The 13,821-nt window shown below is 35.5% G+C and carries 13 protein-coding genes and 1 pseudogene; 9 read left to right on the forward strand and 5 right to left on the reverse strand.

Annotated elements, in window-relative coordinates:
* Nucleotides 1-123 precede the first annotated feature (123 nt).
* Nucleotides 124-606, forward strand: a complete 483-nt coding sequence (locus FLACOL7796_RS06985) for a copper resistance protein NlpE N-terminal domain-containing protein (RefSeq protein WP_173970094.1) — start codon at nt 124-126, stop codon at nt 604-606.
* A 72-nt stretch (nt 607-678) separates the two neighbouring features.
* Here the strand turns inward: FLACOL7796_RS06985 and FLACOL7796_RS06990 are convergent, their stop codons facing one another.
* Nucleotides 679-1,434 (reverse strand): DUF1349 domain-containing protein, encoded by a 756-nt coding sequence (locus FLACOL7796_RS06990; protein ID WP_173970095.1) that lies wholly within the window; start codon nt 1,432-1,434, stop codon nt 679-681.
* A 103-nt stretch (nt 1,435-1,537) separates the two neighbouring features.
* On the opposite strand from FLACOL7796_RS06990, the gene FLACOL7796_RS06995 reads away from it, so the two are divergent.
* The 5 genes and pseudogenes from FLACOL7796_RS06995 to FLACOL7796_RS07015 all read left to right on the forward strand — a co-directional run.
* On the forward strand, nt 1,538-2,311 hold the full coding sequence (locus FLACOL7796_RS06995; protein ID WP_173970096.1) for a response regulator transcription factor: 774 nt from the start codon (nt 1,538-1,540) through the stop codon (nt 2,309-2,311).
* A 100-nt stretch (nt 2,312-2,411) separates the two neighbouring features.
* On the forward strand, nt 2,412-3,542 hold the full coding sequence (locus FLACOL7796_RS07000) for an XdhC family protein (protein ID WP_173970097.1): 1,131 nt from the start codon (nt 2,412-2,414) through the stop codon (nt 3,540-3,542).
* Nucleotides 3,539-4,147, forward strand: coding sequence for a nucleotidyltransferase family protein (locus FLACOL7796_RS07005; protein WP_173970098.1), 609 nt, complete (start codon nt 3,539-3,541; stop codon nt 4,145-4,147). The genes FLACOL7796_RS07000 and FLACOL7796_RS07005 overlap by 4 nt, the downstream gene beginning before the upstream one ends.
* A 153-nt stretch (nt 4,148-4,300) precedes the next feature.
* Nucleotides 4,301-4,546 carry a ribbon-helix-helix domain-containing protein gene (locus FLACOL7796_RS07010; RefSeq protein WP_173970099.1) on the forward strand — a complete coding sequence of 82 codons (246 nt, stop codon included), beginning with the start codon at nt 4,301-4,303 and terminating at the stop codon, nt 4,544-4,546.
* Between the two features lie 22 nt (nt 4,547-4,568).
* A pseudogene (locus FLACOL7796_RS07015) lies at nt 4,569-4,835 on the forward strand (type II toxin-antitoxin system RelE/ParE family toxin); the annotation flags it as partial.
* Between the two features lie 133 nt (nt 4,836-4,968).
* Here FLACOL7796_RS07015 and FLACOL7796_RS07020 read toward each other — a convergent pair.
* Nucleotides 4,969-6,105 (reverse strand): cysteine desulfurase family protein, encoded by a 1,137-nt coding sequence (locus tag FLACOL7796_RS07020; RefSeq protein ID WP_173970100.1) that lies wholly within the window; start codon nt 6,103-6,105, stop codon nt 4,969-4,971.
* A gap of 173 nt (nt 6,106-6,278) precedes the next feature.
* Here FLACOL7796_RS07020 and FLACOL7796_RS07025 point away from each other — a divergent pair, with 173 nt between their 5' ends.
* The 3 genes from FLACOL7796_RS07025 to FLACOL7796_RS07035 are packed head-to-tail and all read left to right on the forward strand — an operon-like array spanning nt 6,279 to nt 10,110.
* Nucleotides 6,279-6,920: a (2Fe-2S)-binding protein gene (locus tag FLACOL7796_RS07025; protein ID WP_173970101.1), complete on the forward strand. Its 642-nt coding sequence runs from the start codon at nt 6,279-6,281 to the stop codon at nt 6,918-6,920.
* A complete protein-coding gene (locus FLACOL7796_RS07030) occupies nt 6,917-7,897 on the forward strand; it encodes an FAD binding domain-containing protein (RefSeq protein ID WP_173970102.1) in 981 nt (326 codons plus the stop codon). The genes FLACOL7796_RS07025 and FLACOL7796_RS07030 overlap by 4 nt, the downstream gene beginning before the upstream one ends.
* Before the next feature lie 8 nt (nt 7,898-7,905).
* Complete coding sequence (locus FLACOL7796_RS07035; RefSeq protein WP_173970103.1) at nt 7,906-10,110, forward strand: xanthine dehydrogenase family protein molybdopterin-binding subunit; 2,205 nt, start codon at nt 7,906-7,908, stop codon at nt 10,108-10,110.
* A 53-nt stretch (nt 10,111-10,163) separates the two neighbouring features.
* On the opposite strand, the gene FLACOL7796_RS07040 is transcribed toward FLACOL7796_RS07035, so the two are convergent.
* From FLACOL7796_RS07040 to FLACOL7796_RS07050, 3 genes are all read right to left on the reverse strand, one after another.
* Nucleotides 10,164-10,727 carry a DUF2911 domain-containing protein gene (locus FLACOL7796_RS07040; protein WP_173970104.1) on the reverse strand — a complete coding sequence of 188 codons (564 nt, stop codon included), beginning with the start codon at nt 10,725-10,727 and terminating at the stop codon, nt 10,164-10,166.
* Nucleotides 10,728-10,834: 107 nt separating this feature from the next.
* Nucleotides 10,835-12,643 (reverse strand): glycoside hydrolase family 2 protein, encoded by a 1,809-nt coding sequence (locus FLACOL7796_RS07045; protein ID WP_173970105.1) that lies wholly within the window; start codon nt 12,641-12,643, stop codon nt 10,835-10,837.
* Nucleotides 12,644-12,683: 40 nt separating this feature from the next.
* Nucleotides 12,684-13,571 carry a hypothetical protein gene (locus FLACOL7796_RS07050; RefSeq protein ID WP_173970106.1) on the reverse strand — a complete coding sequence of 296 codons (888 nt, stop codon included), beginning with the start codon at nt 13,569-13,571 and terminating at the stop codon, nt 12,684-12,686.
* Between the last annotated feature and the right edge of the window lie 250 nt (nt 13,572-13,821).

Genomic DNA, 13,821 nt, shown 5'->3' on the forward strand with positions numbered 1-13,821 from the left:
TTTATTGAAAAGAAATGCCTTAAAGGTTCTCTTTATTGATTTTTTGCTTTACAAATTAAAAGTATACAACATAATTAAATACAAATAAAATCTTATATTTACTTTTTTTATATCTATAATGTCATGAAAAAGTTAGTATTGTTGTTAGTTGTTACCTTTCTGTCAATGTCCTGTAATTCGAATAAAAAAGAAGAAAACATTCAGGGACCATTAGAAAACGTCGATAATGAAAGTACAGAAAGTGTAGTGGGACAGGTAATGGTATATGAAGGTATATTGCCTTGTGCAGATTGTGAGGGAATCGAAACAATCTTGAAAATTTATCAGGGTGATGGAACAATAGAAGGCCATACATTTGAATTAACAAGCATTTATAAGGGCAAAGAACCTAATAATAAGTTCGTAGTAACAGGAAATTATAATCTCGAGAGAGGATTAGAAAAAGATCCCGACGGAACAATTTATATCCTTAATTATGATAAGCCAGAAGCAAATCAGGTATTTTATGGCTATTCATCAAAAGATCCGGATACTATATATTTGCTCAATAATAAGCGCGAAAAAATAAAATCTAAGTTGAAGTATTTTTTAACGTTAAACGAATAGAAATATCTTTTTTTAGTTATAGAAAAGAGTTAAAGGTTTGCTGTAAACACTTTAACTCTTTTTATTTTTTAATTAATTCCCCAATCTAAAATCGGTAACACTTTTTTGATCCAGTGTAATCTCTTCAAAAATACTTTGTGTTCCTTTATCAACAGGACATTGTGTGCTAATTCCCATCCAGATTGTTTTAGGATAATTGTTTTTGTACAAACGAACCATTTGCCAGTTTTTTTTATCCAAAGAATAGTAGCTGGCCACCGTGCGCGTATCAGATGATATTTTCATGTAAATGGTTGGGTTTTTAACAACATCGTGATTGTTATCGTCCGAAGTTCCAATCGTGCGCACCGTTACCACACGGTGATTGCCGCGCTCGTCCTGTTCAAAACAAAACTTTTGATAGAAATTATCATTCACATAAATATATAAAACACCCGCATTGTACAATCCTTTCTCGGTAAACTCAGGCGTTACTTTGGCAATTAAAGTAAAAGGTTTTGTATTATCAACTTTCGAAAGCAGGATAGGAGCAGTATTGTTAGACAATTCACCATTAGGATCAGAAAAATAATCTTTCTTTTCGCCTGCGCGGAAAATTACTTTGCCATTCGCATCGGCTTTCGCCAAAGTATCAGCGCCATTAATAGATTTTGTAAAATGAATAGTAGGAAGTTTAATATCGCAGGGACTACCGTTTACAAAGGCAGAATCGATTTTTTTGTTGTTTGTTGAAGTTGCTTCTGATACTTCTTTTGAGTTATTGTTTCCGCAAGCCGATAACAAAGTCAATCCGGATAAAATGCAGAAAACATAAAATTTTGATTTCATAAAGTGCTTTTTTTTAAATAGAAAATTATATTTTAGTTCATCAAAAATACCATTGCTTACCAGAAGCCACAATACGTAAAATTAACCATTTTTAATTCCGTTTATGTCAAATGTATCCGTCGAGAATCAATTATCAGCCACTTTATTAGAACAAACATTTTCGATAGAAGAATGCAATGATATAGAAACATTCAAAAAATTGGTCGCAGGTTACGTAAGCCTGGATCAGTGCGTAGCAGTTTTATCCGATTTTCAGGCCGATTGCAGTTATATCTATGCCGGTAATTTCGGAAAAGTATTTGGTTTACCAGCCGAAAACTCCGTAATCGATTCTGCTTTCGAAGAATGTATTTTTACCAAAATCCATCCTGACGATTTAATCGAACGCCATATCTTAGAACTCAACTATTTTCAATATCTAAAAACATTACCTTATCAGGACAGTCATAAATACAGTACTTCAAGCAGGATTCGGACTCAAAATACATTAGAGAATTGTGCTTATATCAATCACAGGACTATTTATCTTAAAAGTTTCAGTAATGGAAGTGTTTGGCTCGCGTTATGTCTTTACGCACCATCAGCAGATATTCAGCCGCGATTAGGCATCGACGGGAAAATTGTAAATATCGAAACAGGAGAGATTATCGCAACCGAAGAATACAAACATTACCAGCAAACCCTGCTTTCAAAACGAGAACTCGAAATCCTGACATTGGTAGCAAAAGGAAGTAATAGTTCTCAGATTGCCAGTCAGTTGAATATTTCGGTTTACACCGTGCGTCGCCACAGACAAAACATCATCGAAAAAATGAAAGTAGCCAATACTACCGAAGCGGTAAAAACGGCTATGGTAATGGGAATCATTTCTATTTAAGGTCAAGATTAAAAATATTTTTTTTGAGTTAATACTTTAGAACCTTTAAATCTCTGGCAAAAAAATAATTCTCTATTTTTGTTTAGTAGGATTTATTAATATGAAAGAAATAAGCGAGATTCTAAAAGCACATTCCCAAGCCAAAGCTGCAGGAAAAAAGACAGCACTTGCCACCGTGGTAAAGGTCGAAGGTTCTTCGTACCGTCAGCCCGGAGCCCGTATGCTTGTTACCGAAGATGGTTTGCTTACAGGCGCCATTAGCGGAGGCTGTTTAGAAGGCGATGCCTTGCGAAAAGCGCTTCTTTCAATCCATCAGCAACAAAACAAACTCATTACTTATAATACAAGTAATGAAGATGATAGCGAAGTAGGTTTGCAATTGGGATGCAACGGAATTGTACATATCCTTTTTGAATATATTGATGATGAGGTCGTGAATAATCCTATCCAACTTTTGCAGCAATTGGAACTGCAACGTAAAGATGCTGTCGTAGCAACCGTTTTTTCATTAAAAAGACAAGCCACTCAAGCAGGAACAGTATTGTTTTACAGAGAAAATGAAGCACCCATCTACGGTAATAATACTTTATCTGATATTCTCGAAGATGCAAAAGAAGCGTTGAGTACCAAGACAACTTTAGTAAAAAAGCTTCTGGATGAACACGAGAATGAGGTTTTGGCAGATTATATCAATCCTCCCGTTTCTCTTATTATTGTTGGAGCAGGAAATGACGTTCAGCCATTGGTAAAAATGGCTTCTTTATTAGGTTGGGAAATTACCATTGGCGAAGGCCGTGCCACACATGCCACAAAAAAGAGATTTCCCGAAGCCAAACAGGTACTTGTTGTAAAACCGGAACAATTATTAGAAAATATAATAATCGATGAACAAAGTTACTTTGTCCTGATCACGCACAATTATAAATACGATCTGGCAGTTTTAAAACTTCTCGTAAATACCAATTGTAACTATATTGGAATTTTAGGTCCTAAAACAAAATTCAATCGTATGCTTGATGATCTGAATAATGAAGGAATACAGTTGACTAATGAAAAACTAAATAACATTTATGGTCCAATAGGACTTGATTTGGGAGCAGAAACATCTGAAGAAATTGCATTATCAATTGTGTCCGAAATTAAAGCAGTGATGAGCGGCAAGCAGGGGATTTCATTAAAATATAAAACAGAAAAAATACATAGCACAACCAATACATCTTGTTTAATATGAAAGCAATAACAGGAATTGTTGTTTTAGCAGCAGGAAGTTCTTCAAGATTAGGACAGCCCAAACAATTGCTTTTATATAAAAATACCTCACTTTTAAAAAACACCATTTCACAAGCTTCTCAAGTAGAAAATACTACAATCATAGTCGTTACTGGATCCAATCACGAATTGATCGAAAAAGAAATTTCCAATCCCGAAATAAAAACAAGCTATAATCCTGATTGGGAGTTGGGAATGTCCTCTTCTATAACAAAAGGTCTTAAAGAATCGTTACGCTTATATCCCGACATTCAAAAGATCATTTTTACCGTTTGTGATCAGCCCTTTATAACCAATATTGTCTTTGAGAATTTGATAAACGAACATCAAAAAACAGAAAAAGGAATTATAGCCTCTGCATATTCAGGAACCTTGGGAACTCCGGTACTTTTCCATAAAAAATATTTCAACGAATTGCTGGAACTAAAAGGGCAGGAAGGCGCAAAGAAAATCATCAATAAATTTTTAGATGATACCACTGCAATTCCTTTCGAAAATGGAGAGATCGATATTGATACTATGGAGGATTATAATAGGCTTATTTTTTTAGGAGGTTCAAAGAGGTAAAGGGACATAGGTTCAGAGGGAAAGTAGATTTGAATAAGTCGTAGCTGTGATTTAATTCGATAAAATAACATTTTTAGTTTCAATAAAAAATTCTAAAATAGAATTCTGTGTTTAAATTTTGGTGTAAAATTACACCAATTTAAAATTATTGTAATGACACGACAAAGTATATCATTAACTGCTCCAAATGAAGAGTGGTTAAAAAATCAGGTTAAAGCAGAAGAATTTAGTAGTAAAAGTGAAGCGATTAATTATTTGATTAAACAAGCTCGTACACAAGATGAATACTATGATTTTGTGAGGGCTAAAATAGATAAGGGAGAAAAAAGCGGTTTTGCAAAGAAGCAAACTAGAGCAGAAATGTTAGCGGAATTCAAAAAAGGTATGCCTGATGTATAGCTATTAGTTAAGTAGCGAAGCCAAAGAAGATTTAAGGAGAATTTATTATTATGGAGTGGGCAGATTTGGCGTAAATCAAGCAGATAACTCTTTTAATATGTTCTACGATTGTTTTGATAGAATAGAAGAAAATCCTTTTTTATTTCCGTCAGCAGATCACATTAAGAAAGGATATCGTTATTGTGTTTGTGGAGTTGATACTATTTACTATCAAGTCACTAAAGATAAACGAATAGAGATTATTACCATTATTGGGAGACAAGATTTTAATAGCAATTCTTTGACTTAAACTATTCAAATCTGAAATAATAAAACAGGATATTATATTCTAAAATTTATATGCTGATTTTAATGATCCAAATTCCTTAAAAAGAAACTTTGCGATTCTGCGACTTTGCGCGAAAACATTAAGCATAAAAAAACTATAATTTTAGTTGTCGTACCAAATCAGAAACCCTATCAATTGTAAGTAAAATTTCTTCTTCAGTTGTAAATTTCCCTAAACTAAAACGAATCGAACTCAAGGCATTTTCATCAGATAAACCCAAAGCTTTTAATACGTGCGAAGGTTCAGATGTAACAGCAGAACATGACGAACCATTAGAAACCGAAATATGTTGCAAAGCCAGAATCAGATTTTCCGAATTTACTCCGGGAAAGCAAATATTCGACGTATTGTATAGGCGATTTTCTATGCTTCCATTTACAAATGATCCTTCAATTTCTAATAAAGATTTTTCAAGACGATCTCTAAGTATTTTTATTCTTTTGTGATCTTTTTCCATTTCAGCTTTGGCAATTTCACAAGCCTTTCCCAGTCCAATAATTGCGGGAACATTTAGCGTTCCGCTGCGTAATTTTCGTTGTTGCCCTCCGCCATGTAGTTGAGGTGCTAATTTTATTTTCGCTTTCGCGGAAAGATATAGAGCGCCTATACCTTTAGGGCCGTAAAATTTATGTGCCGAAAGAGCCAGAAGATCAATCCCCAGCTTTTCTACGTCAACAGCTATTTTCCCGATAGCCTGAGTAGCATCACAAATAAAATAAGCATTTTTAGCTTGAACTATTTCTGATATTGCATCAATATCTTGAATCACCCCAATTTCGTTATTCACCATCATTACAATAACCATTAAAGTCTGATCCGTAATAGATTCATTTAGAAGATCAATATCCAAAATACCTTCAGAATCGACAAGTAAGTAAGTAACTTCAAAACCGATACTTTCCATATACTGGCAGGTATCGAGAACCGCTCTATGTTCTGTACGAACAGTTACGATATGTTTTTTGCTTTGATTAACAAGCCCTTTTACAGCCAGATTTATTGATTCGGTTGCGCCAGAAGTAAAAATAATTTCCTCCGGAGTTGCTCCAATCAGGTCGGCAGTTTGCCATGCAGCATTTTCGACAGCTTCATTGATGGTTAGTCCTGCCAAATGACTGCTGCTAGCATTGGCATAAGAATCAGTAAAATAAGGAAGCATAGCTTTAAGCACACGCTCATCAAGTGGAGTAGTAGCGTTATTATCGAGGTAAATATTGAGCTGTTGGGACATTTTTTAATTCTTAACAAAGTAAAAATACAACTTAGTAATTTAATCTGATTTTTTAATGATTCTAAATTGTGTTTAAAACAGTGTTTATCTGAATTTTGTAATTTTTTATCACATAGGATTCTTAAATTTGTTAGGAGTAACATTAGATTTTACTAATTTCAAAAACAGTATGCATGGCTGCCAAAAGAACAATTAAAAACAAAGCGGTAGAAGAAGAATCTGGTTCTTCGAGACGTGATTTTATAAAAAAATCCGGTTTATTTACTGCGCTTGCTTTGACTCCGCCTTCATTGGTGATGGCTTCTGATAATAAATGGGATGAAAAAATTGCAGAATATTTAGAGACCGTTCCCTTATCGCTTGAAGTAAATGGCGTAAAACACAATCTAAATATAGAGCCCAGAACCACGCTGCTGGATTTATTAAGAGAACAATTGTTGCTCACCGGAACTAAAAAAGGCTGCGATCACGGACAATGCGGTGCTTGTACTGTTCATGTTAATGGCACCAGAATACTTTCTTGCTTATCCTTGGCATCCATGCAGCAAAATGCTCAGATAACTACTATCGAAGGACTTTCAAAAGGAAAAAAACTACATCCCATGCAGGAAGCTTTCATTAAAAATGATGGTTTTCAATGTGGCTATTGTACGCCCGGACAAATTATGTCAGGTATTGCCTGTATCAAAGAAGGTCACGCCAACAGCAGAGACGAAATTAGAGAATATATGAGCGGTAATATCTGCAGATGTGGGGCTTATCATAATATCGTCGATGCCATTACAGAAGTTAAGGAAGGAGGGATGCCATTATGAAAAACTTTCAGATCATAAGAACACTATCATCAAAATCTGCAGTAACTACAATTGCTAAAGAAAGTTCAGCCATGTTTATTGCCGGCGGAACCAATCTTGTCGATTTGATGAAAAAGAATGTTGTCGCTCCGGATAAACTTATTGATATTAGTGGACTCGATTTAAAGCAAATAGAATTCCTGACAGGAAAAGTTTCAATAGGTGCTTTAACTAAAAATAGTCAGGTTGCCGAAGATAAAGTAATTCAGGAAAAATATCCTCTATTGGCATTAGCACTTGCTGCTGGTGCATCCCAGCAAATTAGACATATGGCGAGTGTAGGTGGAAATATGTTACAACGTACACGTTGTTCGTATTTTTATAATACTGATATGCCCTGCAATAAACGCAATCCTAAAAGTGGGTGTGGAGCTATTGGCGGATCAAATAGAATGCATGCTATTTTTGGCGCTTCAGACAGTTGCATCGCGGTACATCCAAGTGATATGTGTGTAGCACTTGCTGCTTTAGATGCTACCGTTTTTGTTGAAGGCCCAAAAGGTAAAAGAGAAATTAAATTTACCGATTTTCATAGACTTCCAGGTAACATGCCCGAAAAAGACAATACACTTGAAAATAAAGAAATCATTACTTCAGTTGAAATTCCAAATAATAATTTTTCAAAGCACAGTCATTATCTAAAAGTGCGCGACAGAACCAGTTATGCCTTTGCATTAATATCTGTAGCAGTTGGTTTGGATATTCAAAATAATACAATTAAAGATGCAAGGCTTGCAATGGGAGGCGTGGCGCATAAACCATGGCGACTTACAGAAGCAGAAGAATTTTTGAAAGGAAAAACAGTTTCTGAAACTACATTCAGACAAGCAGCTGATTTAGCCATGCATGGCGCAAGAAGTTACGGTGATAATGATTTTAAATTAACACTGGGGCCAAATGCCATTACAGAAGCATTAACGATAGCAGCATCTAAATAATTTGAATTATGAGTAAGACAAGTAATATAAATAGAGTTGACGGATTTGCTAAAGTAACAGGTTCAGCAACGTATTCGGCCGAATATAAAACGCCGGGTGTTGCCTATGCATGTCTGGTAGGAAGTACGATTGCGAAAGGAAGAATTAAAAGCATTGATACCAAAAAAGCCGAATGGGCGCCGGGAGTTTTAGCGGTTATCACACATCTTAATGTAGATAAACCAGCCGGATATCAAAAAGCAAAAGACAAACACAATTTTGGACAACCACTTCAGGTTTTCAAAGATGATACTATACTTTATTATGATCAGCCCATTGCGCTTGTAATAGCAGATACTTTCGAGCGTATGCAATATGCAGCGAGTCTTATTAAAGCCCAATATTTAAAAGAAGATCATTCAACAGATCTTAATAAAGCCAAGGATAAAGAAAAGAAAAAAGAGGGAGATAAAGGAAATGATTATCACCGTGGCGTTGAGGATGGATATAAAAATGCAGAAGTAATTCTGGAAGAAGAATATACCATACCAACCGAGGTTCATAATCCAATGGAACTGGCTAATATTATTGCCAAATGGGACGGAAATAAACCCACACTTTACACTAAAAGCCAGGGGGTAGAAGGAACCCGCAAAAGTGTTGGCGAAGTATTCGGGATTCCTGCCGCAGATGTTGCAGTAAATTCAGAATATTTAGGAGGCGCTTTCGGGATGGGATTACATACGTGGCCTTATGAAATTGCAGCTCTTATTGGTGCTAAAAAATTAAATCGTGCGGTAAAATTAGTTCTGCACAGAGAACAAATGTTTACCAATGTTGGCTTTAGACCTTATACTATTCAAAAAATGGGGCTTGGTGCAACCAAAGAAGGCAAACTAACCGGATTAACACATGAAGCTGTGGCAATGACTTCGAGTTATGAGGATTTTATGGAAGGTACGGTAAACATGTCCCGATTTATTTATGATTGTGCCAATGTTTCGACACGTTACAGAATTGTTCCTTTAGATACTTGTACACCAATCTGGATGCGTGGCCCGGGAGAAGCAACAGGTTCTTTTGCATTAGAAAGCGCGATGGACGAATTGGCTCATAAACTAAATATGGATCCAATTGAATTTCGTAAACTAAATTATGCAGAGAAAGATCTGGAACAAAACAAACCCTGGAGCAGCAAATACCTTTTAGAATGTTACGAGGGCGGAATGGAACGCATTGGCTGGAAGAACCGTAAAAACAAACCCGGATCTGTTCGTGAAGGCGAGTGGCTTGTAGGTTACGGAATGGGAACCGGAACTTTTGGCTGCTATAGAAGTCCTACTTCTGTAAAAGCAAAATTTTTAACCAATGGTACTTTAGTTTTGCAATGCAGCGTAAACGATATGGGGCCAGGAACAGCAACCATGATGACGGCAATTGGCGCCGATGTAACCGGAGTTTCGACTGAAAATATTATCATCGAAATGGGAAAAAGCGGTCTTGCAAAAGGACCAACCCAAGGAGGTTCGGCAACTACATCTTCTGTAGGATCAGCCGTAAACGATTCTTGCCAGTTGTTAGTAAAAAAAGCTATTGAACTGGCGAGTAAAACAGATGTATTAAAAAATATACCAATTGCTGATTTGGCTTTTATAAATGGTTCAGTAACCTCAAAAAAAGACAGTTTGAAAAGTATTTCTTTAGTTGAAGTATTAAATGCTAATAAATTAGAAGAGCTAGCGATAGAAAATCAATCTAAAGCTACAGAAGAGGCAAAAAAATATTCGATTTATTCTTTCTCAGTACACTTTGTAAAAGTATTGATTAATCCAAATCTTGGAAAAATCAGATTGGCACATGTGGTTTCCTGTGCAGATATCGGAACCGTAATCAACCAAAAAACTTCTGCAGGACAAATGTTCGGTGGAGCAGTTGGAGGAATCGGAATGGGATTGATGGAATCTCTTGAAATTGATCACAGATTTGGGCGTCCAATCAATAATAATTTTGCCGATTATCATGTTCCCGTGAATGCTGATATTGAAAAGCAAGAAGTATTCTTTGTCAATAAAAAAGATCCGATAAGTAACCCAATGGGAACAAAAGGACTCGGAGAAACCGCTCTAGTCGGAATGGCTCCGGCAATCGCCAATGCCGTTTTTAACGCAACCGGAAAACGGGTACGAGATTTGCCTATTACGCTGGATAAAATTATAGAAACCGTAAAGGTTTAAAAACAAAAAGGGAGACATTAATGTCTCCCTTTTTTATATCAAAAAACGATTAATTATTTAACCGTAATAGGCAATTCAACTGTTGTTTTATCCCATCCAATAACCAGGTTCGCTACAGCATCCTTGCTTGTAAAAGCAATTGATAAAGCTTCGATTACCTCAGATACCGGTTTTACAGGAACAGAAACTCTTACAACATCTTTGCTTTCGTCATAAGCATAACCTCCCCATAAATCAAGTTCTTTATTGATAATAATTGTCCATTTGTCTTTTTCAGGAATAGCGAAAAGGCTATAAGAACCAGCAGGAATTTTTTTACCACCAATTGTTACTGGTTTGTAAAATTTGATTTCTGTATTTTCATTAGCACCCACTCTCCAAACTTCACCAAACTTTACGATATCACCAAAAATTGTACGTCCTTTTACAGAAGGTCTTGCATAAATAACTTTTACAACAGGATTTGGATTATCTGTTTTTTTGAATTTAACTGCTTTGTTTGGGAAATAAGAAATATCAACCGGACTCGCATCAAGCGGAGCAAATTTTACTACATCTTGAGCTTGAACTGTAAAGGCAGCAAATAAAGTAACTGCCACTAAACTTAATTTTTTCATAGGATTACAATTTTTAGAATAACTACAAAGTAAGTTAATAATGAAGAAAAATCATATAATTACAGTTTGTTTTTTGTTAATGAATTGGTAACAGTTCTTAATTTCTATTATTCCTTTTTCTTTTTAGCATACCAATCCTGCATGATATAAAAAGCTTTCTTCTTTTCACCATCATTAGAGATTAAACCCTTACGGTTGTAACCGTCCTGTATTCCCGGAAGCAATCGTTTTGGCGATCTGAAATCAACCAGAATCCATGGACTTAAACCACTAAGATGAGGTATTTTCTCGATCATTTTCAAGTTCTGAATGTATAAGTATTCCTGATATTCCTCTGTCCAGCGTTCGTTCTTTTCTCCGTGAAAACCAGCTTTAGCATCACCACCAAATTCAGAAACAATTACAGGTTTGTTGTAAGGCGTGTCCCAAAATGTTTTTTCAGCATTTTCAAGATTACCGCCGTACCAGCCTAGATATTGGTTAAAAGCAATAATATCAAGCGATTTACCAATTTCATCGTCGATCATTCCAACACCTTTTACATTATGCGTTAACAAAGCAGCACTAATTAATCTTGTATTATCTAATGTTTTTGTGTGTGCTACTAAATCTTTAATAAAATTATTTCTCGCGTCAGAAACAGGCGTTTCATTAGCCATCGACCAGATAATAATACTAGCTCTGTTTTTATCCCTTGTAATCGCTGCTGTTAATTGATCTTGTGCATTTTGATATGTATTTTTATTGGTAAATTCAACCGTCCAGTAAACCGGAATCTCTTCCCAAACCATCAATCCCATTTTATCAGCCGTTCTCACCATGTTTTCGTTATGCGGATAATGTGCCAGACGAACATAATTACAACCCAATTCTTTTGCCCAGTTTAGCAAACGCAAAGCATCTTCTTCAGAATTGGCACGTCCGCCTTTTGCATTTTCCTCGTGAATCGAGATTCCGCGTAAAAAGATTTGTTTTCCGTTCAATAAAATTTTGTCACCCTGAGTTTCAATAGTTCTAAAACCAATATTATCTCTTAGTTTTTGTCCGTTAAAATCAATCGTTACATCATACAATTTTGGATTTTCAGGAGACCAATACGAGATCTTTTTAGCCGGAATTTCAAAATTTACAATTCCGTCAGCACCAACTTTTCCTTTATAATTAACCTTTAATTCAGGAATAGAAACCGTTACTTGATTTTGCGCCGGATTAAAATTATTGATTTTTACAAAACCAGAAATCAAAGCCGCATTTCCTTTTTTAAGCTGAATATTATAATCTTCAATAAACGATTCATTTTCTTCAATTAAAGTAACATCACGCGTGATTCCTCCATAATTCCACCAATCCGTATTAACAGTCGGAACATCTTCTTTATGGCGAGTATTATCCACTTTTACAACCAGATAATTACCTTTTGGTTTTACAATCGACGTTACTTCATAATTAAAAGGCGTAAAACCACCTTCATGAGTACCTAGTTTTTTTCCGTTCAAATAAACATCAGCCTTATAATTTATGGCTCCAAAATAAACAAAAAGACGTTTTTTATCCTTCAAATCATAATCAAAAGATTTTTTGAACCACACATTTCCTTCGTAATATTTAAGTTCCGGAACCTGCGAATTCCAATCTCCCGGAATAGTAATTTGTGCCGATTTATCAAAATCATATTCTACCAATTCCTGCTTGTTTGCAGCGTGATAATTATTGAAAAAAGCACCATTTGATGGTTTTGCCTGTTTGTCGTACTGATCAAGGTGAAAACTATAAAAACCTGTTTGATAAGGATCTATAATATAGTTCCAGACACCGTTTAGAGAAGTTGTATTTCGATTAGGAACATTTGAAATTAAATTTTGTGCCTGCCCGATAAAAGCAGTTGTTAATAGTAATAAGGTAATTAGTTTTTTCATTCTTGTTTTTATTTTATCATTTTATATTTTTAATAGCCCGTTATTTTTTTTCAGATACAGCAGTTAATTCCTGTATGCTTATATCTGAAAAGCGTATCGTTTCATCTTTCATATCATCAATATCCTTTAAACTGCGATAAATTCCCCATTTAGGTCTGATAAAAGAATTAGCAGCATAATTGGTTCCGTTTTTTGAAGTGTAAGCCATTCGAATCGTTTGAATATTAGGATTGCTGTAATCCATTAAAACAGTTCCGTCACTTACTTTTTTGATCGTTATGGCATAAGTTCCCTGCAAACCTATTTTTATGGTTTCTGTAGCCTCGACCCAGATTCCTTCAAACAAAGACATATCCGGGTTTTGGTATTTTGTCGTTCCGCTTGCAGCATCTTTTACATAAATAAGTTCTAATTTATTGACACCATTAGGCATTTTTCGTAAAGTCAAAGTAAATAACGGATTAGATTCATCGCCATTTACTGCTTTAATTTGGTGAATGTGCGTAAAGTTTTTAGTAGGTTTAAAACCAACAGGCACTTTAAAACGCCATTTGTATTGTACCGTTTCTCCCGTAGTTCCTTTTAAGTTATCAGGAGAAGCCTCAAATGTTTTTATTTCCACTCGTTGCCTGTCCGTTTTACCTTTAACAGGCTCATTATCCGGAGGCGTGTTGCTCACATGCAGATTAAATTCAAAAACGAATTTATTTAAATCTTTATCAAAAACTTCAGTAATATGACGCCCAAAGCTCGGATGAATTGCATCCGGAGCTTCAATCGCTCCGTTTGCCGTTCCGGGCGCCAATGCATTTGTAATTAATTCATAAGTTCCCATTCCGCCCGGACCATCAGCGTTTAAGGTTACTTGTGCATGGCCTGCAAAACTTGTCAATATTAAAGCGACTCCGTAAAAGTTTATATTTTTCATAATCTATAATCTTTGTTACTACTCATGTTTGTCATTTAGAGTGTTAATTATAAAACAGATTTTTTTCAGGAGCTGATCCCGCTATTCGTTTCAATCTTTTGTGCCTCCCGATAACTATCGGGACGGACACAAAAGGATTTCCACTTCTATCGGGGCTAGGAGAACCGTTTTCATAAGATGTTTCAGGTATAGTTTGTGATCCTGAGGAACGAAGGATCACACTAGAAACTCCGTTATCTAAATCGCCAAT

Source organism: Flavobacterium bizetiae (assembly GCF_902804475.1).
Taxonomy (GTDB): Bacteria; Bacteroidota; Bacteroidia; order Flavobacteriales; family Flavobacteriaceae; genus Flavobacterium; species Flavobacterium bizetiae.